Here is a 23,527-nt window from a genome sequence, read left to right as displayed (position 1 = left end):
AAATCAATATTTCTCATGAGCTTGATGTAAAATGAGTTTAAACTATATCTTTGCAAAAAAAACTTATAATACAAATGAAATTTGGAATTATCTTCTATTCAATTTTAGGAATTTTAGCTTTATCAGTAGGAGTATATTTACTTCAATATTTTTTCATCCTTTCCATTATATTTTTTATCGGCTCATTTATCAATGGAGTTTTTATTTATAAAGAATATAATATTCACAAAAATGATAAAATTGAGTATGATGAAAATATGCTTTTAGATGAAGTTGTTATTAAGTATTCTCGTTCAGGAAGAATCATTGTCATTTCTGTCTATAGCATCTTTATAATTCTGGGGCTATTTTTTCTTTCTTGCATCATTATAAAGTTCAACTTTATAACAATGCTTATAGTGACCTTGTTAGCAGCGCTTACTATGTATCTCATTGTCAAAGTTATTTTAGAAATTAAGAAAATATCTAAAGCCATGATTTCCATCAATGGAAAAGGAATTCAAATAAAAGATAACCCAATATATGTGTGGAATGACATTCAGCTTGAAAAGATTATTGTAAAACGTTTAGTAAGCCGTGAATCCAAACATGATTACAAACCTGAAGTTAATTATTTATATTTTTTCCATAACAACGAAAAAATAGAAATTAACATCGATGATTTTGATATTACGGATTATCAGCTGGCACAAGTTCTAAAAATATTTAGGACGCGTCATAACAATTCAGGTTTATTATAATTTTGAATACAGCCTTTTAATGATTAATTTTACTTTTCACAGAAATTAATCCAATGAAAAACATATTCATATTTCTTTTAATGGCTTTTATTTTAACAGCCTGTGGTGAAGATTGTTATAATGCTCCTCAAACAGTAGCCTTTAAATTCGTTAATGCGGATGATGAAAATCTGATAACAAACGGAACTCTTACTGCGTATTCAATTAAAGATGAAAATCAGGTGGGGATACAATTAACAAAAACCTCCGACGACATGATCATTTTAGAAAATGTGGGTGCTTATAATGGTACCAAAAATTATTCTTTCTCTTCCAATATTAAAGTTTTTAATTTTTCGATACAGTCCTCAGAATTTAAAGGAGGCTGCGATGGTTATCAGATCAATAAATTAACATTTACAGGGGTAAATATTGATGTCACGGACGAAAAAGGATATTATAAAATTGTACTGCAATAGTTAATAAAGATTTAGATATCAGATGTCAGACACAAGATATGAGACTTTTGGGTCAAGGATGAGATTGAAAGAAACAAGAAACAAGAAACAAGATGTAAGACATCAGATGTCAGACAATAACTCCAAACAATCAACCAGTAACTGACAATCCTTCAATACATTTGCTCTCACTCTCTCACCCCGAATTACGAAACTAATAACTCATCATTTAAAACTCATCAATCTTTCAAACATCAGCTAAAATAAGAAAAGACTGAGTAATGCATGTAATAAAAAACTATCTTTCCATGTCTTATCACAAACAGTCCCATGAAAATCTTATTCAAATCATTTCTACTTATTGCCGTTGTTATTTTCCCCAAAGACTATACAGCGCAAAAGCGTTCCGACAGCATCGATACTTTCATCAGCCGTAAAATGAAGGAGCTGAAAATCCCGGGACTTCAATTAGCCATCATCAGAAATGACAAAATTGATAAGCTCAGCAGTTATGGGCTCGCTAATATTGAACATCAGGTTTCCACAAAAAACAATACTGTATTTTCAATCAATTCAATGACAAAAGCATTTGTGGGCGTTGCCATTATGCAGTTGCAGGAACAGGGAAAATTAAAGACAGAGGATGCTATTTCCAAATACCTCACTGATATTCCAGATAGTTGGAAGAACATAACCTTCAGACAGCTTTTAAGCAACACATCGGGTCTTCCCAATAATATCGATCAAAAGGAGCAGGTTTTGGGAGAAGGCATTGAAAGTAAAAACTGGGAAATTGTTACAACACTTCCCATGGAATTTTCACCTGGTGAAAAATTCAGTTATAACCAAACCGGATACTTCATCTTAGGAAAAATAATTACTCAACTGAGCGGAGTGCATTTCACAAAATTCATTGAAGACCATCAATTCAAGCCCTCAAAAATGCCTGCCACTCAATTTGGGGATTCCAACGATATCATTGAGAATAGTGCAGGAGCCTATTCTACGATTATCAACAATAACGGGCAATGGATCAACGACGGAAAGCTTCACAATGCTTTTGCCACTTTCCCACTCTTTTTCCGAACGGCTACAGGAATTCTATCTTCAGCTGAGGATTTAAGTCAATGGCTCCTTGCTTTACAGGAAGGAAAACTCCTTAAAGATAAAAAAAGCATCACAGAACTTTTCTCGACCATAAAACTCAATAACGGCACTGTTGGTGGTTTCAATAAGCTCACTAATGGTTATGCCCTCGGATGGCCTACCGTTGTAAGAGCGGAACATCCTGCCGCTGCTCCTGTGGGTGGTATGCGTTCCGCCCTATTTGTGTATCCTCAGGATCATTTGTCTATTATTGTTTTAACCAATCTGCAAGGTTCAAATCCTGAATGGTTCATTGATGAAATTGCAGGATACTACATTCCTGATATGAAAGCTGAAAATGGTTTTGGACTCAGCCCTGATATGAGAATGCTGTACTTACAAACCAATGCAGACGGTTATCAAAATGTAGGTTCGGTTTATCAGAAAATCAAAAAGAAAAACAAAAGCTTCAAAGTGTCTGAGGATGAAATCAATTCATGGGGCTATCACATGGTGGGGCGCCATCTTAAAAATGAAGCATTAGCTGTTTTCAAATTGAATACTGAATTATTTCCCAACAGCTCCAATGTTTTTGACAGTTATGGTGAAATATTAGATGTATTGGGACGTAAAGAAGAAGCCATTTCGAATTATAAAAAATCACTATTGCTCAACCCAGATAATACCAATGCTGCTAATTATTTAAAGGATAAAAAATAAATCTTCATCCATTTTCGTAAATTTGCCTCAAAGCACTTCCTCTATGAAAATCATCTTCTTCGTTTCCCTGATCTTATCGAATCTGTTTTTTGCACAGACCACGGTTCCCGATGATTACAGGAAGATTCCGGATATTCTGGATACTACGGAATATTTGTATCCGTTTATTGTTCCGGATAAAGAATATGGCTACTGGAGAGTGCTTACCAATGACACTGATCCTGAAAAAGCGGTGATCTATGATAGTCAGATGCCGGAGTTCATGACTATTAATGAGCCTATTCCTGAAAAAGGCTTCTTTCAGAAATGTATCGGTAACCGATGTTTTTCATACATTCTTGCCTGTAAAAAAGAAAGATCTGTTTATTTTTCCAGTGAACAGCAGCTGCGAGATTTTATTGGAACGGTGGATAACCTTCCGGAAGCTATTTTAATCGCTCAAACTTATGGCTTTTCAGTAGATACCAGCCACAAACTAGGTGCTTCTTATAAATTTGAAGACAAAAATATATCTCTGTACATTTCAAAATCTAAAGGTTGTCCGGAAATTAAGGAATCCTATTTTGTAAAGATCAATAGAAAAACAGGAAGACTGGAATCAAAAAATAACGGGGTTTATTTCAAAAGTGAAAATTGTGATCATTCCTCATCAAATGTATCACCCTGAAGATAAAAACCTATTCATCATTGCAATAAAAAACTCCCACAGATTCAGTAGACAGCTCTGCCTTTTTTTCACCCAAATTCCATGGGAAGATTTTTATTTAGTCGTTTAAAAAAGTTTCTTCATTTCAAAACAGACCCTTTTAAATATTAATTGCCCCCTGCCCGGAAGCTATGAGGTAAGCTTCTTTCAATGCTTCAGAATAAGTAGGATGCGCATAGGATATACGGAACATATCTTCTGCGGTCACCTCAAATTCCTGAGCAATGACTGCCTGAGCAATTAAATCTGCAGCTCTGGCTCCAATGATATGAACACCCAGTACTTCACCGTATTTCGGATCTACCAGAACTTTTGCGAAACCTTCTGTATCCATTGAAGCCCGTGCCCGTGCACTGGCGGAAAACGGAAATTTCCCTGCCTGATAATGAATATTATTTTTCTTTAAATACTCCTCAGAAAATCCCACAGAAGCGACTTCAGGCCAGGTATATACAACGGACGGAATGCGGTTGTAATGGATATTCCGCTTTTGTCCATTCATTGTTTCTGCAACAAGCACTCCCTCTTCCTCAGCTTTATGAGCAAGCATTGCCCCTCCAACCACATCACCAATCGCATAAATATGGGCAACTGAAGTTCTGCCGTTTTCATTGACCTTTATAAATCCCCGGTCATCAATATGTACACCTGTATTCTCCAATCCCAGTCCTTTTGTATAAGGACTCCGGCCAACGGCTACCAAAACATATTCTGTTTCGAGTTCGTTATCTGTATTATTTTTATCTCTGAAAAAGACTTTAGCAGAAGAACCTGTATTTTCTGCTTTGTAAACAGATTGGCCCAAACGGATATCAATACCTTCTTTTTTAAGAATCCTTTGAAGGCTTTTTCCCAACTCATGATCCATTCCGGCGATCAGATGCTCTGCATATTCAAGAATGGTTACCTGTGTCCCCAGTCGGTTAAATATCGATGCCATTTCCACACCTATAACTCCTCCTCCTATGATTACCATCGATTTTGGAAGTTCTTTCAAAGACAAAGCTTCAGTCGAAGTAATGATTCTTTGCTTGTCAATCTTTACTCCCGGTAGTGAGGAAGGTTTTGAACCTGTAGCAATAATGTAATTTTTAGCTGTCATCTCAACACTTTGATCCCCTTCTGAAACTTTGATCACAGAATCACTGATGAATCCGGCGGTTCCTTTTAATCGGGTGATCTTATTTTTACTCATCAAAAAATCAAGACCAGCCGTGTTTTTTGATATAACTTCAGATTTCCTTTTGTACATCTGATTAAAATCAAGCTTTAGATTTTCCAATTGTATCCCATGTTCTTTTAACTGATGATAAGCTTCTGCATAGTGATGACTGCTGTCCAATAGAGCCTTCGTAGGAATACATCCCACATTGGTACAGGTACCTCCCAGAGTATCATATTTTTCTATAATCACTGTTTTATAGCCCAGCTGTGCACTTCTGATAGCGGCAACATACCCGCCGGGGCCGGATCCAATCACGGCAACATCAAAATTTTCCATTTGATTTATGATTTTTATGTTTAAATTTACTTGCAAAATAAAAGTAAAATTAAAACAAATACTTTCATTTTGCAAGTATTATTTTAAAATCTATTGTTATGAGCAGAAAAAGATCAGACTGCCCGATCAGTTCATCCCTTGAAATATGGGGTGATAAATGGTCGCTGTTGATTATACGCGATCTGATGTTAAAGAGAGAATGTACCTACGGAGATTTTCTGAAGGCAGATGAAAAAATTGCAACTAACATTCTCGCTTCCAGACTTCAGCACTTGGTAAAAACCGGAATTATTGCTAAAAAAGATCATCCGGACAGCAAATTAAAGGCTCTTTATCATCTTACAGAAAAGGGTATCGATCTAATCCCGCTGATTGTAGAAATTAATCTGTGGGGCGAAAAATATCTAAGCATTCCGGAGGAAAGGAAAAAGCTGGTTGAAAAGATCAAGAAAGACAAGGAAAAGTTTATCCGGGAGGCTAAGGTCTATCTTTCTGAGAGTGATTAGAAGGCTGGAAGTTTGAAAGTATGTGAGCTACATAAAAGTCTGATGTCTGAAATTTGAAATCTGATGTCTAACATCTTGCCTATTGTCTCTCAATCAAAATCGTTATTATAAAACTCTGCGATAGTAATTTTAAAATTTCCTTAACTGAGTTTTCGTGATGCTTTCCGTAAATTTGAATCAAATAAATTTAGAACAATGCTTAATTTCGAATTTAAAAATCCAACAAAAATACTTTTCGGAAAAGGTGAAATCGCCAGGATTTCCCGTGAGGTTCCAAAAGACGCCAAAATATTAATGATCTACGGAGGCGGAAGCATCAAGAACAACGGTGTTTACGATCAGGTAAAAGAAGCTCTTAAAGATCATGATCTGTACGAATTCGGAGGTGTTCCTGCAAATCCTGAATATGAAGTACTGATCAATGCCTTAAGCTTTATCAAAGAAAAAAATATTAATTATCTGTTGGCAGTAGGCGGAGGATCTGTCATTGACGGTACAAAGTTTCTTTCTGCAGCGGCTAATTATGACGGGGAACCATGGGATATCCTTAGAAATTCAGTAAGAACTTTTGAAGGGGAAGGAATGCCTTTCGGAAGTATTTTGACCTTACCTGCAACAGGTTCTGAAATGAATTCAGGGTATGTAATCTCGAGAAGAGAAACCAATGAAAAATTATCATCGGGAGGCCCCGGACTTTTCCCGCAATTTTCTGTTTTAGATCCTGAAGTCATCAGAACAATTCCTAAAAATCAGATTGTCAACGGAATTACAGATGCTTACACGCATGTATTAGAGCAATATATGACCGCTCCATCTTCTGCTGACCTTCAGGAAAGAATTGCTGAAAGTATTCTGATCAGTCTTCAGGAAACAGCTCCTAAAGTTTTAGCTGATGATTTTGATTATAACGCTGCCGGAAACTTTATGTGGTGCTGTACAATGGCTCTGAACGGACTTATACAGAAAGGGGTGATCACAGACTGGGCTGTACATGCGATGGGTCACGAACTGACTGCCTATTTCGGAATTGATCATGCAAGAACTTTAGCAGTTATTGCTCCTTCTCATTACCGTTATAATTTTGAAACCAAAAAAGGTAAACTGGCTCAGTATGCTGAAAGAGTATGGGGAATCAAAGAAGGAACGCTGGAAGAAAAAGCGGAACTGGGAATCAAAAAAATGGAGGAATTCTTCCATAGCCTGAATATCAAAACCAAACTTTCAGAATATACAGAAGACTACAAAGGTACTGCAGAAAGAGTTGAAAAAGCCTTTACAGACAGAAACTGGTCTGGCCTGGGTGAGTACAAAAAACTGACTCCTCAGGATGCTTACAAGATTGTAGAGATGAGCTACTAGGAAAGTTAAAGTCACCATTGGCATTTAACAATTCAAAAAATGAGTTGTCAGTTTTTAGCTTAACATTATTAATTCATAACAATTGAGTCAATAATTCAGAAACTGACAACTCATTTCTTGTTTTCTGTATTCATCAGTCAATGCTGGTATCCAATTCAATCCTACAGGCTGCAACTCAATGATCATATCCCCTATTTATTATCTGCAACCAAAAATTTTCAATTTTTACATTTCTTTCCCAGCTTCATCATACAAAATTCAGTTATTTATAAACATTCGTTTAAAAAAGCATTATTTCATTACAAATATTTCAAATTTATTTATATTTTAGCATATTCTAAAATTTGTGATAATGAAAAAACAGCTACTTTTATTTGCCTTTTCAGCTCTGGCACTAACTTCCTGTAAAGATGACAATCTCGAAGCTTATGATTTAGAGATGATGAGCGGAGACTGGAAAGTGAGCAAAAGAGAAACTATTTCGGGAAAAGACAATAAAACAGTAATTTCAACTGAAATACCTTCAGACTGTGATGCTAAAAATATACTGCACTTCAGAAGTGATTATTATACCAGCTATACCTATTACACCGGAACTGGTCTTGATTGCCAGGTGAGCGGAAAAAATGAAGGTAAGTTTACGTATAACGAAGAATCTAAGCTGTTAAGCATCAAAAACACCAACGATTCAGAGAAATTGTACAGGATTGAAATTCTGACAAGCCAGGATCTGAAAGTGGCACAACTCTTCGGGGCATACGACGCCAACAGTGACGGTACCGACGATCTGATCTACATTACCTATAAAAGATAAACACAGACTCTCGATTTTATCGGGAGTTTTTTATTATTTTTATCAGACATTTTAAAATTGATTACAATGAAGAAGATTCTTTCAGCATTTCTATTGCTGTATTTTACCGTTGCCTTTTCTCAGGAAAAAAAGCCAATGTTCTGGCAGGACATTCAAAATTTCAAAAAAGCTGATCTGGAAAATGCGCCACCCAAAGATGCCATTCTTCTGATAGGAAGCTCCTCTTTTACAAAATGGACAGATGTTTCCAGCTACTTCCCTGATAAGACGATTATCAACAGAGGTTTTGGCGGTTCTAGAATGACGGACCTTAATGATTTTGCGGAGGACCTTTTAAGCCCTTATCAACCTAAGCAGATTATTATCTACTGTGGTGATAACGATTTTGCAGACCATCATGATCTTAAAGCCAAGGTGGTTGTCAACAGGTTTAAAACTTTTTATAAAAAGATCCGTGAAAAGTTTCCCAATATTGAAGTAGATTTTATCTCCATCAAATATTCTCCGAGCCGCGAAATTCTATGGCCACAGATGAAAGAAACAAATAAGAAGATTGCTGCTTTCATGAAAAAAGAACCTAACGCTGAGTTCATCGACATTACAAAAGCTATGGAGGATTCCAATGGAAATGTAAGAAGAGATCTTTTCGTGGAAGATATGCTCCACCTGACTCCGGAAGGATATGAGGTATGGACGAAAGTGATGAAACCTTATATGAAATAGTATAAAAGCTCTCAATTGAGAGCTTTTATTATTTTTATGTGTCCAGAAAGGTCAGGTATTGTATACACCAAACTGTGAGACCCTTGCCTGTATAAAATATTGAGGGACCTGGTTAGGTCCCCAACTTTATTTAATTCAATTTAATCAAAAGCTCCTTAGCACTGCTTTCAAGTTCTAGCTTTCCTATTTTTAGATTTTCTGTCAGCTTACTTTGGGTTTTTAACCTCAGCTCTTTGATCACACTTATCTTTCTCCTTGTCAGGTTGAGTTTTATTTCAACAGAATCTACATCGAATATTATGAAATGTTTATCAGAAGCCTTTACCTTTACCCCGAAAGATGTCAGTTCTTCAGAGATTTTCCTGTAATCCTCAATACTACAATCAAGGGTAATGGCTCCAAGGTCTTTAATTTCTTTACTTGTATCTATTTTACTCTCCAAAAAATCTTCTCTTCTGAAGGAGGTATAGGGCCTCTGATACAAGTGGGTCAGAAATACCGGATTATAAAAGGCATACCAGGTTCCAATACTGCCCTTCCCTGTGGCATAATATGAAGAATACCAAAGTATTTTTTCATTCCCGAAATCCCATTTAGATTCTGATCTTTCAAATTTCAATCCTTTTTTCTTCAGCTTAGCATCAATATTATCAGAAAACACACCATTGACATCCCAGGAAAAACCAATTCCTATGGAACCCTCCTTTTCACCAAATTTATTCTGTGGGCCCATTATTTCAAGATAGGTAGTCCTTCCGCGTAAATAGACCGTTGTGCTCTTCTTATCAACAGGATCGAAGTTTGGCAAACCTTTATCCATATTTGCCCAATCCTTAAGTGACTGACTGGCTTTGATTTGTTCAAAAGAAGTTGAATCCAGAACAAAGTAAATATGATTCAGTTTCAGTTTGTCATCCTGCCCAAAAACTGTACAACCCGATACAAGTAGAGAAATAATCAAAAATAGATTCTTCATCATTTTTACCTATTATTTACCCACTAAATCTAACAAAAAAATCCCTTAACGGGATTTTTTTTATTTCTTTTTCTTAGATTTCGATACAGATATTGATTTCTGCTGGGCTCTGTTAGCTCCGAATTTTTTCGGCGCTTTTCTTTTGGAAGGTCCACCCCAGTTTTCTTTTTTATTTTTATCCTTTTTCTCATGAAATGCTCCTCCTCCTTCATACAGTTTTACCTGTGCCGGATTTTTCATGATGATCACATCTTCTTCAGAAGCAATCTTTTTAGGATTAATTTTAACTTCCGCAGGGAAGTCATTAAACTTAAGGTCTTTATCCATTAAAAGTTCAATATCCAGAATGGAAGCTTCCTCTTTTTTAGTTACAAAAGTAATTGCTTTACCGTCCTTGTCTGCTCTACCTGTTCGTCCTATTCTATGAATATACTGCTCAGGAATTTCAGGTGTTTCAAAATTGATAACATGGGTGATATTTGAAATATCAAGACCTCTGGCCATTACATCGGTGGTAATCAAACCTCTCACTTCTTCATTTTCAAAACTCTTCATGGCTTTAAGCCTGTAATTTTGAGATTTGTTTGAGTGAATCACATCAAACTCTTCAGGGAAAAGCTCATCGATTTTAGCGAAAAGGAGATCAGAATTCTTCTTATTATTAGTAAAAATCAATACTTTAGACATATCTTCAGTATTCTTCAACAAATGTTCAAGAAGATTGATCTTGGTATTAAAGTTTTCAACTTTATACCCTGTCTGTTCGATTTTCTCAAGAGGTGTCCCGGATTTTGCCAATGAGATTTCTATTGGACTAGCAAAGTACTGATATAGCATTTCATCTACAGCTTCTGTCATCGTTGCTGAGAAAAGAATGTTTTGCCTTTTCGGCTTCATCATTTCGAAAATATGGGTAAGCTGTGGTCTGAAACCTAAATTAAGCATTTCATCAAATTCATCAATGATGAGCTTCTGAACTTCTCTCAGTGAAATTGCATTATCTATAGCAAGATCCATAACCCTTCCCGGAGTTCCAACCAATATATCACATCCGTTATTAAACAAAAGCTTCTGTGTATTGATATTCTTTCCTCCGTATATTCCGATTACCCTTGCGGTAATATTTTCTGTCAGTTTCTCAACAATTTCGGCTACCTGCACAACCAATTCTCTTGTAGGTACAAGGATCAAAACAGTAGGATTTCCTGCTTTGTTGTATTTCCATGTTTTAAGAACTGGCAGAAGATAAGCTAATGTTTTCCCGGTTCCGGTCTGTGCGATCCCCATTACATCTCTTCCGGAAAGTATAGGGCCTATGCTCTTTTCCTGAATAGGTGTTGGTTCGAATAATTCCAGATCCGCTAAAACATCAAGGATTTTAACCGGCAGGTCAAAATCCGCAAAAGTGAGTTTTTCCATGGTGCAAAGATAGGTATTTAAATTTAGAGGTTAGAAATTAGATGGTAGATATTAGATGATGAGATACAAGATATGAGACATCATTAATCAAACTTCGAAACTTAAAACAAGCTGCAATCATATCATCTGTCACTTTACTTCGCAGGTGAATGGTCAATTTTTTAAGAATCAGTGTTTAAGATATTCTATTTCAGATGCCGCCTTTTTCAATTATTCTTAAACAGCAAATTATTAACTTCACACTCTTATACCCAAAACCAGAAAATCAATTCACCTTTACACTTGTACTTTTAATTTTGATATCATCGTCTTCCCATATACTTGATGTAATGATGACATATCCTTTCTTTTTAGGATCTTTTCTGATGGGAAACTTTTCCTCTTCCCATTGAGAACAATGCGTGGAAATTGAAGGAACTAAGGTTTTCCAACCAGCATTATTTAAGGTATATACGAGGAAACCATGCCAGCAGCTTGTACACCAGCCGGGATAAAAACCGATATCATCTTTACCGTCTTCATTAAGATCTCCCAAATTGTAAATTGTTCCATTATGCGCAGGAGAAATCATGAAAGGTTTTATTTTTTTATCACTGAAATAAATTGTTGTTTCACATTTCCCATCACATTCATCAGTACAGTCACTGACTTTGGTATAGGCATATTCTTTGGTTCCATTTCCATCAAAATCACCCAAAACACCCTCTTCAGAAGTTTGTTGAGCGATAAACAGTGAACTGCAGAACATCACCGTCATTACTATTAGTTTTTTCATGGTTTTTTCTTTTTTTGCGTATGAAAAGATTCAAGCAGGTCTATTCTTTTTGAAGACGAAGATTTGTACAATATAAAACTAACTTCTGTCCTCTCTTCTAACTTATCATTTATTTTCTGGTTACTCTAAGCAAAAGGACCAAAACCAATATAACAGAAAAGGCAAAGCCTAAAACTGCTACCAAAGACAACTCTCCTATTCTTGGTCCGGATTCTGAAACAAAAACAATAGCAGTAGCAATAATATTTGCGCCTAAAATCATCGCCAAAATTAAATTGACAATGCTGGACTTAATTAGCTGGTTGGTTTTTTCGATATTTTTAATCTCGCTGGATACCGTGAATTTATTATCGTCCAATTTCTGGAGAACAGATCTGAGCTCTTTAGGAATTTCATCTACATTATCGGTGAAATTCAGCATTCTGTCCATTCCTGTTTTTAAAAGGTTTTTTGGACTTATTTTTTTTGTTAATATTTTTCTGGTATACGGATGAAGGCTTTTTACAATATCAAGATCCGGATTGATTGTTCTCCCTACTCCTTCTATCAGGCTGATTCCTTTAAACAAAAGATAAAAATAATCCGGCATATACAGCCTGTTATCTTTCAGAATATCCTTCATTTTATTGATGATGACCTGAACGTTGATATCCTGCAGTGAGGAGCTGTGAACGAAATTCAGAATATCTTCTACATCGCTCTCAAACCGTCTCTCGTCAGGAATCTCATAGCTGACAGCCATTTTTTTGAGATAGCGAACAATTTTATGTGGATTTTTCGCCACAAAGCTCACGATCAGATTTTCCAGGATTTCCTTATCGTTTGGCTGAATTTTTCCTACGGCACCAAAATCAATGAAAACAATTTTTCCATTCTTTTTCACCAGGATATTTCCTGCATGCGGGTCTGCGTGAAAAAATCCGTAGTCCAGAATCTGTGATACAAAGAGTCTCAGTCCTACTTCGGATACTTTTACAGGATCAATATTATGGGCTAAAAGTGCTGCTTTATCGGTCACCTTGATCCCGTCGATGAACTCCATACAGAGAATATTGTTATTCGAAAATTCTTCATAAATTTTCGGAACATAGGTTTCCTTGTTGTTCTTGAAGTTTCTGGCAAAATGAAGAATATTTTCTTTTTCGTTGATCAGCGAAACCTCTTCTAATAATGATTTTTCAAAAGTAGAAATCGCCTGTTTAAGGTTCAGCTTTTCTCCTATTTCAGAATAAGCAGAGACTAGTTTTTCCAGATCTTTGATGAGAAGCAGATCATCTTCAATAACGGTCTGTACATCGGATTTTTTAAGTTTTAGAATCACCGGGCTTCCATCCAACAAAACCGCTTTATACACCTGCGCAATGGATGCAGTGGCCAAAGGTTCTTTATGGATCTCCAGAAAATGATCTTTGACAGATATATTGAATTCATTTTCCAGAATTTCTTCCACATCCATATCCACCGTATCAACCTTATCCTGAAGTCTTTGTAACTCCTGGATCAGTTCGGGAGGAAGAAGGTCTTCCCTGTTGCTGAATGTCTGGCCGAGTTTCACAAATGTAGGACCGAGCTCTTCTAAAACCAACCTGATTCTTTCATAAACCGTACCTTTAGAAATCACTTCGTCAGGATCATCTGAAATTTGTTCCTGTTTATTTCCGGTATTCATTCTCGCCAGCATATCTTTAAATCCATACTTGCTGAGTACGGAAATAAGTCTGGCTGATCTTTTCAGTTTTCGTTGCTGCTTGTCAAACATATATTTGTAGATAGTTGGCGCAAATTACTCCAAAAATTGTTCCTATTGTAATTTTTATTTGAATACAAAGGAAGAAAGCCGACGAATCATCCCTGAATACACTCACAAAAAAAGCCACCATAATATGGCAGCTTTTTTTAAACAATATCTTAATAAGTTATTATCCTACTACTTTAACATTGTCTGCTTCAGGTCCTTTTTTACCTTCTTTAATATCAAATTCTACTGCCTGTCCTTCTTTCAAAGTTCTAAGGCCTGAAGACTGAATGGCTGAATGATGGCAAAAAATATCGTTTCCGCCTCCGTCTGGTGTAATAAAACCAAAACCTTTTGTTTCGTTAAACCATTTTACTGTTCCTGTCATTATATTATATTTAAATTGATCAGTGAAGATAGTAATTTCATGAATATCTTGAAAAAAAAATACCATTCTTCTTCGATTTTTTTTCGTAATGTCCACAAAATAAAACAAATAAAATTGAAAAAAAATTACCAATGCTATAATTAAAAGGTTTTTTTTATCTTTATCCTTAACAAATTACAAGCTAACCTATAAAATTTTAGAAAATGAAAAATTTACGCAACAGCAAACTTTCAAGAGAACAATTAAAAGGAATTTCAGGAAGTGGTATCATTATCGGCAACTGCTCAAACAAATGCTGCCCGGATGATGGAAGACCAAGATGTCCAAGACTGATCTGCCCGGCCGTGGTATGTCCTCAGCTAGCATAAAAATTTGACCAGATATTGAAGTAGAGAGCAGAAATTTATCTGCTCTTTTTATTTATACAAGAGGAGAAAATTTCTGTACATTGCATACCCTTCAGAGTACAGACACCAAAAGAATGATATGTGGGAAAGATTTGAAACTTTTAAACCTAAAAATTCATTGATCAGAAAGTACATTGATTATTATTATCTGGATATAAAACCTGATAATGAGATCAATGAATTCCGGTGTTTTCCTCATTTCAACAATACTATTTCTCTTTACAAATCCCATATCCAGGTGGAAAAAGGGCACGTAAAATTTGATAAAGAGGCACAGGCTTTACAGATTTTCACTCCAATCCGCGAAAAAGTACTGCATATAGTACAATCAGGAAAAGTACATAGAATAGTGATTGTATTTAACCCTTTGGGAGTACAGCAGTTTTACAGACATCTGAACTTTTCAGATTATATTACAGATTTTGAATTCTTCAGTCAAAAAGAATTGAGCAGAATTTTTTCAGCGGATGATACGGAAACCTTCACCACCCTTCTGGATGCTTTTTTAGAAACGAGATTCACTAGTTTTGAACATTCTACTGTGGAAAAATCAATTCAATATATATTTGATCATTGTGACCATTTTACGGTTACAGAACTTGCTGCCATTATAGGAATAAGCAGACAACACCTGAACAGGAATTTTCAATCTCATCTGGGAGTTTCTATTAAAAAATTTCATGAAATTGTTCTTTTTAGAAAGACCGTAAATGAAAAGCTGTTCGAAAACCCAAACAGAAATTTCACGGAACTGGCATATGAATTCAATTATAATGACCAGTCTCATTTTAATAAAACCTATAAAAATTTCACTGACAATTCACCTAAAAGCTTTTTTGATAAGGGTACGGTATTAGGTACAGAAGATACATTCTGGCGATTGGAGCCCTAGTTTCCAATGTTCCATTTTTACAATTTTTTACGGTGTTCTATTCGTAGGTTTGTCTCATTGAGTTTTAAATTATATGAGATATTATTTAGCATTGGCTTTAGCCCTGATCTGTTTTCTTGTCAGCGGACAGGAAAATTATTCAACACAAACAAAAAAGGCATTGGAAACGATGTGGAAAGCCAAAGATGATACAGGTTATCAAAAGGCATTGAATATGTATGAAGAGGCTTTTAGGATTTATCCGGACAGCATAGACGGAACAGGATTGTATAAAGCTTCCGTTCTGGCTTCAGAACTGAAAAACTATGACAAAGCTTTCCAATACCTTACACCACTTGTAAAAATGAAAGCAGATGAAGACGGCTATCCCGGCTGGACCTATGTTATTGGAGAATCTTCAAAAAGCGAATATAAAAATTTACTGGATGATCCTAGATGGAATGCTCTGAAACAAAATGCCCTACTTGACAAGGAACAGTTTTATAAAAAACTGAAGGAAATCCAGGATGAATTTTTCGCGGTAAAGAACAATTCTTTTGATGAAAAGGAAAATACGGATGTGCTGTATTCCAAAATAAAGAATGATGCCCCTTACTTAGCAAAAAAGCAGCAGAATTATTCGGTTTTATTCAATGTGAACGATTCCATTACCACCTCCTATCTTGTTCATCTTCCCAAAAACTATCACCCCGAAACTCAATATCCGGTTCTCTTTTTTCTGCATGGTGCGGTACGCCATAACGTTCTTTCAGATTATCAGATGGTAGCTGAAAATCTTGGTGGGTGGAACAGATTCTACACGAAGTATGCAGATTTAAATAACGTTATTCTGGTTTTCCCGAAGGGTGGCCGGAAATATAACTGGATGACACCAGATGATGGATTTTTTATGATTCCCGAGATGCTGAAACAAATCAAAAAGGCTATCAACGTTGATGATAATAAAGTCTTTATCTCCGGGCATTCCAATGGAGCAACAGGGTCGTTTTCATATCTTATGAAACAGCCTACCCCATTTGCCGGTTTTTACGGGTTTAATACTTACCCTAAAGTTTTTACAGGCGGCACTTTTATTGAAAATATAAAAAACCGTTCTTTCATTAACTTTTCTACAGATCAGGATTACTATTATCCACCTAACGCCAATGATCGTTTCACTCAGCTGACGGCCGGAATAAAAGCTGATTATCATGAGCATCGTTACAATGGATTTCCCCATTGGTTTCCTCAGTTTGATGCGTCTGAACCTGCCTATCCAATTATTTTCAATGATATAAAAACCCGAAAAAGAAATCCCTTTCCAAAAGAGATTTCCTGGGAATATGATGACGAAAAGTATGGGAATATGGCCTGGATTTCGGATATGAAACTTGACACTCTACAACCCAAAGCTCCGTGGCACAGGGTCTTAAATTTTAAAATAACAAAATGGCTGAAATATGATAAGAATGATAGCCTGACCGTTGAACACGTGAATAAGAATGCATTTGACTTCCCAAGAAAATCTGGAAAAATTAAGGCTGAATATTCTAAGAATGTCTTTAAAATTGAAACGTCCCGAATCCAGTCTTTTTCAATCAATATTTCTCCGGAAATGGTGGATATTAGCAAAAAAGTTAAAGTCTTTATCAATGGAAAACTGTATTTCAACGAAAAAGTAAAATATGACCGGAAGTTTATGCTACAAAACTTTGAAAGCAACCGGGATCGGGAGCAGGTTTGGGTATATTCTTTACCAATAAAGATATAAGTTTTTTAAATTAAAAAATCCTGCCTCTTAACAAGAGCAGGATTTGATATGAAATTTGAATTCTATTTTATTTAAGGTACGTTTCGTACAGATCTTTTCTACGGTCATTCATTACCTGAACAGAGCCATTGTGATGAAGATCTTTTAACAGATTAAGGTCCACATCCACGATAAGAGTCATTTCTGTATTTGGCGTTGCTTCCCCTTTCACGGCATTGGATGGAAATGCAAAATCTGAAGGGGTAAATACAGCTGCCTGTCCAAACTGGATATCCATATTATTAACTCCCGGAAGGTTACCTACACAGCCTGCTATTGCTACATAACATTCATTTTCTATAGCTCTTGCTGCCGCGCAATGACGTACTCTGATATAGGCATTCTGGGTGTCGGTAAGATAAGGTACAAAAAGAATTTTCATTCCCTGATCTGCAAGAATTCTCGGCAATTCGGGAAATTCTACGTCATAGCAGATGACAAGACCAATTTTTCCACAGTCGGTATCAAAAACTCTGATCTCATTTCCGCCTTTCATTCCGTAATATTTTCTTTCATTTGGTGTGATGTGAACTTTACGGTATTCATCAATACGACCGTCACGATGCAGCAGGTAGCTTACATTGTAGAGATCATTACTTTCATTATCAAAAACAGGCATACTTCCTGAAATGATATTGACGTTATAACTGATGGCCAGTTCAGAAATTTTATTTTTTATTTCCTCACTCAATTTAGCCAATTCTATCATACTGTCCCTTTCAGAAAGCTTGTTGAACGGTGCCAGCAGCGGCGTATTGAAAAGCTCCGGGAAAAGAACGAAGTCTGATTTGTAGTCGCCCATTACATTAACAAAAAATTCTACCTGCTCGTAAAAAGCATCGATATTTTTAAAATGCCTCATCTGCCACTGTACCAGTCCCAATCGTATGATGCTGTCCTGCATGGTATTCGGCTTTTTGCTGTAATAGATGTTGTTCCACTGCAGCAAAACAGCATTTTCCAGTGATGATTCATCCTCAGGAAGGTATTTTTTGAGAATCTTTATGGGAAGGAAGTTATTGGAAAGCTGAAAAGACAACACAGGATCGTAAATTTCCTTGTCTCTAACTCTGCGGATATATTCTCTTGGAGAAAGTTCGTCACTGTATTTATGATAGTTCGGGATTCTTCCTCCCAGAATGATTGATTTCAGATTAAGCAGTTCACACAATTCTTTTCTGGCGTCATACAATCTTCTCCCCAAACGCAGCTCACGAAACTCAGGGTCTACAAAAACCTCGATTCCATACAATACGTTTCCTGTAGAAAGATGGGTATTAAAGGTATAATTTCCTGTAATATCCACATAGGTATGATCGTCTCCAAATTCGTCATAATTCACAATAATGGAAAGTGCTACAGCAGCCAGTTTTCCATCTACCGTGATGCAGATCTGACCTTTAGGGAATATTCTTGTAAGTTTTTCGATACTTTTTTTAGACCAAATAGATTCGGACATCTGCGGATATGCACGTTTCATCGTTATAACCAATTCATCATAATCCTGAAGGCTCAGGGCTCTTGTTTCTATTTGCATTTGAAGTAATTTTACTTAAATTTAAGAAAAATTAATTTAGAAAATATAATATACGTGGGTACTTACATAAAATACACTGATGAAAACAATATTGAAATACTACAGGAACAACTTCATAAGCTTTCAGAATTTAACTGTTTAATGTATGATGATCACACTAACGATCTGAAAAAAATAGAAAGATTTTTAAAAAATTATAAAACACAGCAAATTGAACAGTCAGGAGGTGAAATTTATCTTTCTTCGGAAAAACAATTATCAGAAGCAATTATTAATCACGTAGATATCGGATCATTTGGCAAGCCCTGGACATTTTATTATAATAAGGAAGAAAACAATAAGGGAGAGACTCAGTGGGAATACATATTCTATCGTAATGGCAGTCTCTTTGGGAAAGGTATTCTCGTATTGGATGATAGAAACAGAAAATTAACCGGATGCGTCATAGATTTAATAACAGGACTTCAAACCGATAAATTTAAAAATTTTTATGGTGATCCATCTGTATTTGATTATGAATTCCAAAATGAAACAATTCCTAATATTCAATTTAAATATGGGCAGGACGATTCTATCAAAGAAGTTTATTTTCAGGATGATGATTATTCGCTGAGAGATTTCCTTGATCTTGACGAAGTAAGGATGAAATTTTCCTGGAAAGACAATACCTATTACCATTCTTTTAGCCCCATGCTTTCATCAATCTAAGGATAGAATAGTCATACGAGAAACTCCTTTATGAATGATTCATAAAGGAGTTTTTTATTGATCAGTAAAATATTCTGTTATTTGAATAAGTGGACGCATTATTAGTTTACTACCCCGAATTTTTTATTTTTAAAATCCAGTATAATGATGTTATTGACAAAAAAAGCATTCCCGGTAAGACCGTCAATCTTTTCGGTTGTATTGAACTCCTGAAGCCTTTTGTTATCGTTATACCAGGCATAATCATTTTCTAATTTTCTTTTTCCCAGATATACTTTTTCTTTGATCGGTCTTCCATAAAATTTAACTTTCTCTCCCCAAGAATTGGCAATAATCGTATCTGTTTTAATCGTTTGATCTACTAATGAAGTCCAAAGTTCTTTATTGGTATTAATAGGAAACAAGCTGGCTCCGGTATCAAACAGGAACCAATGGGTTTTATTTGCAATCGTTAATGGAATCTGTAATCTGCCATTATTAGATCTGGCATCAACAAAAGTGGTCGCATTTCTCCAATATTCGTCCAGTGAATCAAGAACACACATTCTTTTGTTAGGATAATCAATAATCAGGATTTTATCATTAAAAACATCAGCCCCTAACGTTCCGATATGCTTGGGTTTCCTTGTAAATAATGAATCTTTGGCGATTTTATCTCCATAATTCTCTTTGTATACGAGGTTATCTTTGGACAGCTTTCCTAAATGATAAATAAGCCCTTTGGTTTTGTATACTAACTTTCCTCCGTTATCTGTAGATCTGGAGTTTTCTATCAGGAAACTTTTTATTTCGCTTTCCGTATAATAGCTGCTTATTGTATTTCCGTACACCAGAGTTGCATCGCTTCCCAGATCAAATTGCAAAGTAAAATCGGCATTCAAATCATTTACTTTTACAGGAACCAGCATGGCTACTTTATCAAAGTTCTTTCCTGAAATTTTCGCTGAATACCATGAAAAAGGAAACCAGGGATAGTTTTCAGAAGAAGAAGTGTTTTTATGTGAAGCCATACAGCCGGTGAGTATTGACCCTAGACCGATCATGATTAGCAAATGTTTTATTTTCATTTTACGGAATACTAACTTTAAAATTAATTTTTAACAGAATTACATTGTTAAATGTATGATAATTTTAAAAATAAACAACCCTGATCTATTTTTGCTTTAAATAATGAAAACAAACAATATCGTATAAAAGTCTGGAAACTGAGATTTTATACAGATTAAAACAAAAAATCCCGTTTATAAAGATATAAACAGGATTTTTTTATTGTAAACACGTTGTGTAAGATTATTCCCACTCAATGGTTGCAGGTGGTTTGCTTGAAATATCATAAGCTACCCTGTTGATTCCTCTTACTTCGTTGATAATTCTGCTGGATACAGTATCTAAGAACTCATAAGGAAGCCTGCTCCACGTTGCCGTCATAAAGTCGATGGTGTTGGCAGAACGAACTACAGCGGTGTATTCGTAAGTTCTCTCATCTCCCATTACTCCTACTGATTTCACAGGAAGAAGTACTACGAAAGCCTGAGATACTTTTTCGTAAAGGTCGTTTTTGTATAATTCTTCGATGAAAATATCATCCGCTTCCTGAAGGATCTTTACTTTTTCAGCATCTACAGCACCCAATATTCTGATCCCTAATCCAGGACCGGGAAAAGGATGTCTGTGTACCAGGTGATGTGGAATACCTAATTCCTCACCTACTTTTCTAACCTCATCTTTGAAAAGTTCTCTCAATGGTTCCAATAATTTGAATTCCATATCTTCAGGAAGTCCACCTACATTGTGGTGAGACTTGATCACTGCAGATGGTCCATTAACAGACTGGCTTTCGATAACGTCAGGATAAATAGTACCCTGTGCCAAGAATTTAGCGCCTTCAATTTTATGGGATTCCTCATCAAAAACATGAATAAATTCGTTTCCGATGATTTTTCTTTTCTGTTCCGGATCATCTACTCCTGCCAGTTTTGTCAGGAATCTTTCTCTGGCATCAACCATTTTAATGTTCATATGGAAATGTTCTCCATAGTTGTCCATTACTTTTTGGCCTTCATCTTTTCTCAACAGCCCCGTATCAACAAAGATACACGTCAACTGATCACCGATTGCCTTGTGAATTAAAACCGCTGCTACAGAAGAATCAACACCCCCTGAAAGTCCAAGAATAACTCTGCTGTCTCCTACTTTTTCACGGATTTCCTCAACTGTTTTTTCAATATAATTGGTCAGTTTCCAGTTTTTCTCAGCATCACAGATCGCGAAAACAAAGTTTTCAAGCATTTTACCGCCTTCTTCTGTATGGGAAACTTCAGGGTGAAACTGCACACAGTAGATCTTTTTATCTTCATTGGAAATGGAAGCAATTACTCCTGATTTTGCGTTTAACTCAAAACCTGAAGGTAATTCCCCTACTTCGTCAAAGTGACTCATCCAAACAATTGAATTCTGAGTAACTCCTTTCAGTAAAGCATTTTCTTTGATGATATCCAAATGCGCTTTTCCGTATTCTCCTTTTTCACCTTTGTTTACTTTTCCTCCCAAAAGATGAGCTGTAAGCTGCATTCCGTAGCAGATTCCCAAAACAGGAATTCCCTGTTCGTAAAGTTCTTTTTCTACCAGGTGAGCATTTTCTGCATTTACAGAACTTGGTCCTCCGGAAAGAATAATTCCTTTTGGCTGTTTTGCTAAGATATCCTGTAAAGGTGTATTGAAAGGAAGAATTTCAGAGTATACACCCATCTCACGGATTCTTCTTCCGATAAGCTGATTGTACTGTGATCCGAAATCTAATATGATAATACCGTTGTTCATTTTACTTTATAACTGATTGATTTGTTTTAAGTGATATCAGATTTCAGACATCAGATTTCAGACTTGAGTGTCTGGTATCTTAGATCTTGTGTCTGGTATCTAAATATTGACTGCTTTACAAAAAAAGACTTGGAAACGTTCCAAATCTTTTTTCGTGATTTATTTTAAAACTTTCCGATGTCTTCTCTGTAGAATCCGTAATCGAAATGAATGTGGCTTGCATCTTCGTACACCTTTTTGCGGGCATCATCGTAAGTAGCGCCAGTAGCAACGATATTCAGTACTCTTCCACCGTTTGAAACTACTTTGTCGGCTTTTTTTATTGCTCCTGCATAAAGAAGTTTAGAATGTTTCAGTTTGTCTTCACCTACAATTTCGAAACCTGTTTCGATATTTCTAGGGTAACCTCCTGAACACATTACAAGACATACTGCTTTTTCGTCCTTGAATTTAAGTTCGATATCTTTTCCTTCCATACAGTCCTGGATCACATCCAGAAGATTGTTTTCCATTAATGCCATCAGCACCTGAGTTTCAGGATCTCCGAATCTCATATTGTACTCAAGAAGGTAAGTTCCGTTTTTAGTTACCATCAATCCAAAGAAAATGATTCCTTTAAAGCTGAATCCTTCTCCTTTAAGACCATTGATCGTAGGTTCCAGGATATTTTTCTCAAAATCAGCGTAGTGCTCCTGAGTAAACTCAGGGCTTGGAGCTACCGATCCCATACCTCCGGTATTAGGTCCCGTATCACCGTTTCCAGCTTTTTTGTAATCTTTTGCAGCTACACAAGGGAAAAGTTTTTCACCGTTTGAGAATGCAATGATTGAAGCTTCAAAACCTTCTAAATATTCTTCAATAACCAGACGGATTCCTGCATCACCATAAATTCTTCTGATCATGAAGTCATGGATTGTCGCCTCAGCTTCTTCAAGGTTGTCGCAGATGACAACACCTTTTCCGCCAGCCAGACCACTTGCCTTTACCACTAAAGGATACTGCTGCGTCTGCACATATTCTTTAGCATCATTATATGAATCAAATACAACAGCTTTAGCCGTTTTGATATCATAGGTCTGCATAAATTTCTTAGAGAAAGCTTTACTTCCTTCCAGACTTGCTACTTTTTGGTTCGGACCGAAAACTTTAAGATCGTGTTTTTTGAATTCATCCTTCAACCCGGCTACAAGAGGGGCTTCGGGACCAACAATCGTAAGATCTACCTTTTCTTTAATGGCGAAATCTCTCAGTTCTTTGATCTCTGATAAATGAACATTTTTCCCTATTACATCGGTGGTAGCATTACCGTTAGCAAAAAACATTTTAGAAATTCTTGAGTCATTCTGAAGCTTTGCCGCTAAAGCAGATTCTCTACCGCCTTCACCTATGATTAATATTCTCATACTTTATTTATTATCTAGTCTATTTTACAAATATATAATTTTGAATGCTATAAATACAATCCCAAATTATTTTTTAATTCTATTTT

The 23,527-nt window shown here is 36.0% G+C and carries 22 protein-coding genes; 12 read left to right on the top strand and 10 right to left on the bottom strand.

Annotation, left to right across the window (positions count from 1 at the left end):
• Positions 1-74: 74 nt before the first annotated feature.
• The 4 genes from IW16_RS10675 (at position 75) to IW16_RS10660 (ending at position 3,650) form a co-directional block, all read left to right on the top strand.
• Positions 75-740 carry a hypothetical protein gene (locus tag IW16_RS10675; RefSeq protein ID WP_034743571.1) on the top strand — a complete coding sequence of 222 codons (666 nt, stop codon included), beginning with the start codon at positions 75-77 and terminating at the stop codon, positions 738-740.
• A 53-nt stretch (positions 741-793) separates the two neighbouring features.
• The gene (locus IW16_RS10670; protein ID WP_034743569.1) at positions 794-1,198 is read left to right on the top strand and encodes a hypothetical protein; all 405 of its coding nucleotides are present in this window, start codon (positions 794-796) and stop codon (positions 1,196-1,198) included.
• Positions 1,199-1,507: 309 nt separating this feature from the next.
• On the top strand, positions 1,508-2,983 hold the full coding sequence (locus IW16_RS10665) for a serine hydrolase (protein WP_084694529.1): 1,476 nt from the start codon (positions 1,508-1,510) through the stop codon (positions 2,981-2,983).
• 43 nt (positions 2,984-3,026) lie between these two features.
• Positions 3,027-3,650 (top strand): hypothetical protein, encoded by a 624-nt coding sequence (locus IW16_RS10660; protein ID WP_051890093.1) that lies wholly within the window; start codon positions 3,027-3,029, stop codon positions 3,648-3,650.
• Between the two features lie 139 nt (positions 3,651-3,789).
• On the opposite strand, the gene lpdA is transcribed toward IW16_RS10660, so the two are convergent.
• A complete protein-coding gene (gene lpdA, locus IW16_RS10655; RefSeq protein ID WP_034743563.1) occupies positions 3,790-5,190 on the bottom strand; it encodes a dihydrolipoyl dehydrogenase in 1,401 nt (466 codons plus the stop codon).
• 98 nt (positions 5,191-5,288) lie between these two features.
• Here lpdA and IW16_RS10650 point away from each other — a divergent pair, with 98 nt between their 5' ends.
• From IW16_RS10650 to IW16_RS10635, 4 genes are all read left to right on the top strand, one after another.
• Positions 5,289-5,696 (top strand): winged helix-turn-helix transcriptional regulator, encoded by a 408-nt coding sequence (locus tag IW16_RS10650; protein WP_034743560.1) that lies wholly within the window; start codon positions 5,289-5,291, stop codon positions 5,694-5,696.
• A gap of 195 nt (positions 5,697-5,891) precedes the next feature.
• Positions 5,892-7,055 carry an iron-containing alcohol dehydrogenase gene (locus tag IW16_RS10645; RefSeq protein WP_034743557.1) on the top strand — a complete coding sequence of 388 codons (1,164 nt, stop codon included), beginning with the start codon at positions 5,892-5,894 and terminating at the stop codon, positions 7,053-7,055.
• Between the two features lie 352 nt (positions 7,056-7,407).
• Positions 7,408-7,869: a lipocalin family protein gene (locus IW16_RS10640; RefSeq protein WP_034743554.1), complete on the top strand. Its 462-nt coding sequence runs from the start codon at positions 7,408-7,410 to the stop codon at positions 7,867-7,869.
• 66 nt (positions 7,870-7,935) lie between these two features.
• Entirely contained in the window at positions 7,936-8,592 is a 657-nt protein-coding gene (locus tag IW16_RS10635; RefSeq protein WP_034743551.1) for a GDSL-type esterase/lipase family protein, read from the top strand.
• Between the two features lie 130 nt (positions 8,593-8,722).
• Here the strand turns inward: IW16_RS10635 and IW16_RS10630 are convergent, their stop codons facing one another.
• The 5 genes from IW16_RS10630 to IW16_RS10610 all read right to left on the bottom strand — a co-directional run bounded on the left by IW16_RS10630 (position 8,723) and on the right by IW16_RS10610 (position 13,885).
• On the bottom strand, positions 8,723-9,571 hold the full coding sequence (locus tag IW16_RS10630) for a DUF5829 family protein (RefSeq protein WP_034743548.1): 849 nt from the start codon (positions 9,569-9,571) through the stop codon (positions 8,723-8,725).
• Positions 9,572-9,628: 57 nt separating this feature from the next.
• Positions 9,629-10,987, bottom strand: coding sequence for a DEAD/DEAH box helicase (locus IW16_RS10625; RefSeq protein WP_034743545.1), 1,359 nt, complete (start codon positions 10,985-10,987; stop codon positions 9,629-9,631).
• Positions 10,988-11,252: 265 nt separating this feature from the next.
• Positions 11,253-11,762 (bottom strand): hypothetical protein, encoded by a 510-nt coding sequence (locus IW16_RS10620; protein ID WP_051890090.1) that lies wholly within the window; start codon positions 11,760-11,762, stop codon positions 11,253-11,255.
• Between the two features lie 109 nt (positions 11,763-11,871).
• Positions 11,872-13,521, bottom strand: a complete 1,650-nt coding sequence (locus IW16_RS10615; RefSeq protein ID WP_034743542.1) for an ABC1 kinase family protein — start codon at positions 13,519-13,521, stop codon at positions 11,872-11,874.
• A 160-nt stretch (positions 13,522-13,681) separates the two neighbouring features.
• Positions 13,682-13,885 carry a cold-shock protein gene (locus IW16_RS10610; protein ID WP_131327873.1) on the bottom strand — a complete coding sequence of 68 codons (204 nt, stop codon included), beginning with the start codon at positions 13,883-13,885 and terminating at the stop codon, positions 13,682-13,684.
• 203 nt (positions 13,886-14,088) lie between these two features.
• Here IW16_RS10610 and IW16_RS26620 point away from each other — a divergent pair, with 203 nt between their 5' ends.
• The 3 genes from IW16_RS26620 to IW16_RS10600 all read left to right on the top strand — a co-directional run bounded on the left by IW16_RS26620 (position 14,089) and on the right by IW16_RS10600 (position 16,934).
• Positions 14,089-14,253: a hypothetical protein gene (locus IW16_RS26620; protein WP_165571976.1), complete on the top strand. Its 165-nt coding sequence runs from the start codon at positions 14,089-14,091 to the stop codon at positions 14,251-14,253.
• Positions 14,254-14,371: 118 nt separating this feature from the next.
• The gene (locus tag IW16_RS10605) at positions 14,372-15,184 is read left to right on the top strand and encodes a helix-turn-helix domain-containing protein (RefSeq protein ID WP_034743539.1); all 813 of its coding nucleotides are present in this window, start codon (positions 14,372-14,374) and stop codon (positions 15,182-15,184) included.
• 73 nt (positions 15,185-15,257) lie between these two features.
• Positions 15,258-16,934: an alpha/beta hydrolase-fold protein gene (locus IW16_RS10600; RefSeq protein ID WP_034743536.1), complete on the top strand. Its 1,677-nt coding sequence runs from the start codon at positions 15,258-15,260 to the stop codon at positions 16,932-16,934.
• 67 nt (positions 16,935-17,001) lie between these two features.
• Here IW16_RS10600 and IW16_RS10595 read toward each other — a convergent pair whose 3' ends face one another.
• Complete coding sequence (locus IW16_RS10595; RefSeq protein ID WP_034743533.1) at positions 17,002-18,510, bottom strand: carbon-nitrogen hydrolase family protein; 1,509 nt, start codon at positions 18,508-18,510, stop codon at positions 17,002-17,004.
• Positions 18,511-18,564: 54 nt separating this feature from the next.
• Here IW16_RS10595 and IW16_RS10590 point away from each other — a divergent pair, with 54 nt between their 5' ends.
• Positions 18,565-19,218: a hypothetical protein gene (locus tag IW16_RS10590; RefSeq protein ID WP_131327872.1), complete on the top strand. Its 654-nt coding sequence runs from the start codon at positions 18,565-18,567 to the stop codon at positions 19,216-19,218.
• A 101-nt stretch (positions 19,219-19,319) separates the two neighbouring features.
• On the opposite strand, the gene IW16_RS10585 is transcribed toward IW16_RS10590, so the two are convergent.
• From IW16_RS10585 to purD, 3 genes are all read right to left on the bottom strand, one after another.
• A complete protein-coding gene (locus tag IW16_RS10585) occupies positions 19,320-20,228 on the bottom strand; it encodes a hypothetical protein (protein ID WP_131327871.1) in 909 nt (302 codons plus the stop codon).
• 280 nt (positions 20,229-20,508) lie between these two features.
• Complete coding sequence (gene guaA, locus IW16_RS10580) at positions 20,509-22,038, bottom strand: glutamine-hydrolyzing GMP synthase (RefSeq protein ID WP_034743524.1); 1,530 nt, start codon at positions 22,036-22,038, stop codon at positions 20,509-20,511.
• A 164-nt stretch (positions 22,039-22,202) separates the two neighbouring features.
• The gene (gene purD, locus IW16_RS10575) at positions 22,203-23,441 is read right to left on the bottom strand and encodes a phosphoribosylamine--glycine ligase (RefSeq protein WP_034743521.1); all 1,239 of its coding nucleotides are present in this window, start codon (positions 23,439-23,441) and stop codon (positions 22,203-22,205) included.
• Between the last annotated feature and the right edge of the window lie 86 nt (positions 23,442-23,527).

Origin of the sequence: Chryseobacterium vrystaatense (assembly GCF_000737765.1) — a bacterium.
Classification (GTDB): domain Bacteria; phylum Bacteroidota; class Bacteroidia; order Flavobacteriales; family Weeksellaceae; genus Chryseobacterium; species Chryseobacterium vrystaatense.
Note: the sequence above shows the minus strand (reverse complement) of the source record. Positions and strands in the feature narration are given on the sequence as shown.

Coding starts and splice junctions, on each gene's coding strand:
- IW16_RS10675 (WP_034743571.1), top strand. CDS start 75: ATGAAATTTGGAATTATCTTCTATTCAATTTTAGGAATTTTAGCTTTA.
- IW16_RS10670 (WP_034743569.1), top strand. CDS start 794: ATGAAAAACATATTCATATTTCTTTTAATGGCTTTTATTTTAACAGCC.
- IW16_RS10665 (WP_084694529.1), top strand. CDS start 1,508: ATGAAAATCTTATTCAAATCATTTCTACTTATTGCCGTTGTTATTTTC.
- IW16_RS10660 (WP_051890093.1), top strand. CDS start 3,027: ATGAAAATCATCTTCTTCGTTTCCCTGATCTTATCGAATCTGTTTTTT.
- lpdA (WP_034743563.1), bottom strand. CDS start 5,190: ATGGAAAATTTTGATGTTGCCGTGATTGGATCCGGCCCCGGCGGGTAT.
- IW16_RS10650 (WP_034743560.1), top strand. CDS start 5,289: ATGAGCAGAAAAAGATCAGACTGCCCGATCAGTTCATCCCTTGAAATA.
- IW16_RS10645 (WP_034743557.1), top strand. CDS start 5,892: ATGCTTAATTTCGAATTTAAAAATCCAACAAAAATACTTTTCGGAAAA.
- IW16_RS10640 (WP_034743554.1), top strand. CDS start 7,408: ATGAAAAAACAGCTACTTTTATTTGCCTTTTCAGCTCTGGCACTAACT.
- IW16_RS10635 (WP_034743551.1), top strand. CDS start 7,936: ATGAAGAAGATTCTTTCAGCATTTCTATTGCTGTATTTTACCGTTGCC.
- IW16_RS10630 (WP_034743548.1), bottom strand. CDS start 9,571: ATGATGAAGAATCTATTTTTGATTATTTCTCTACTTGTATCGGGTTGT.
- IW16_RS10625 (WP_034743545.1), bottom strand. CDS start 10,987: ATGGAAAAACTCACTTTTGCGGATTTTGACCTGCCGGTTAAAATCCTT.
- IW16_RS10620 (WP_051890090.1), bottom strand. CDS start 11,762: ATGAAAAAACTAATAGTAATGACGGTGATGTTCTGCAGTTCACTGTTT.
- IW16_RS10615 (WP_034743542.1), bottom strand. CDS start 13,521: ATGTTTGACAAGCAGCAACGAAAACTGAAAAGATCAGCCAGACTTATT.
- IW16_RS10610 (WP_131327873.1), bottom strand. CDS start 13,885: ATGACAGGAACAGTAAAATGGTTTAACGAAACAAAAGGTTTTGGTTTT.
- IW16_RS26620 (WP_165571976.1), top strand. CDS start 14,089: ATGAAAAATTTACGCAACAGCAAACTTTCAAGAGAACAATTAAAAGGA.
- IW16_RS10605 (WP_034743539.1), top strand. CDS start 14,372: ATGTGGGAAAGATTTGAAACTTTTAAACCTAAAAATTCATTGATCAGA.
- IW16_RS10600 (WP_034743536.1), top strand. CDS start 15,258: ATGAGATATTATTTAGCATTGGCTTTAGCCCTGATCTGTTTTCTTGTC.
- IW16_RS10595 (WP_034743533.1), bottom strand. CDS start 18,510: ATGCAAATAGAAACAAGAGCCCTGAGCCTTCAGGATTATGATGAATTG.
- IW16_RS10585 (WP_131327871.1), bottom strand. CDS start 20,228: ATGGCTTCACATAAAAACACTTCTTCTTCTGAAAACTATCCCTGGTTT.
- guaA (WP_034743524.1), bottom strand. CDS start 22,038: ATGAACAACGGTATTATCATATTAGATTTCGGATCACAGTACAATCAG.
- purD (WP_034743521.1), bottom strand. CDS start 23,441: ATGAGAATATTAATCATAGGTGAAGGCGGTAGAGAATCTGCTTTAGCG.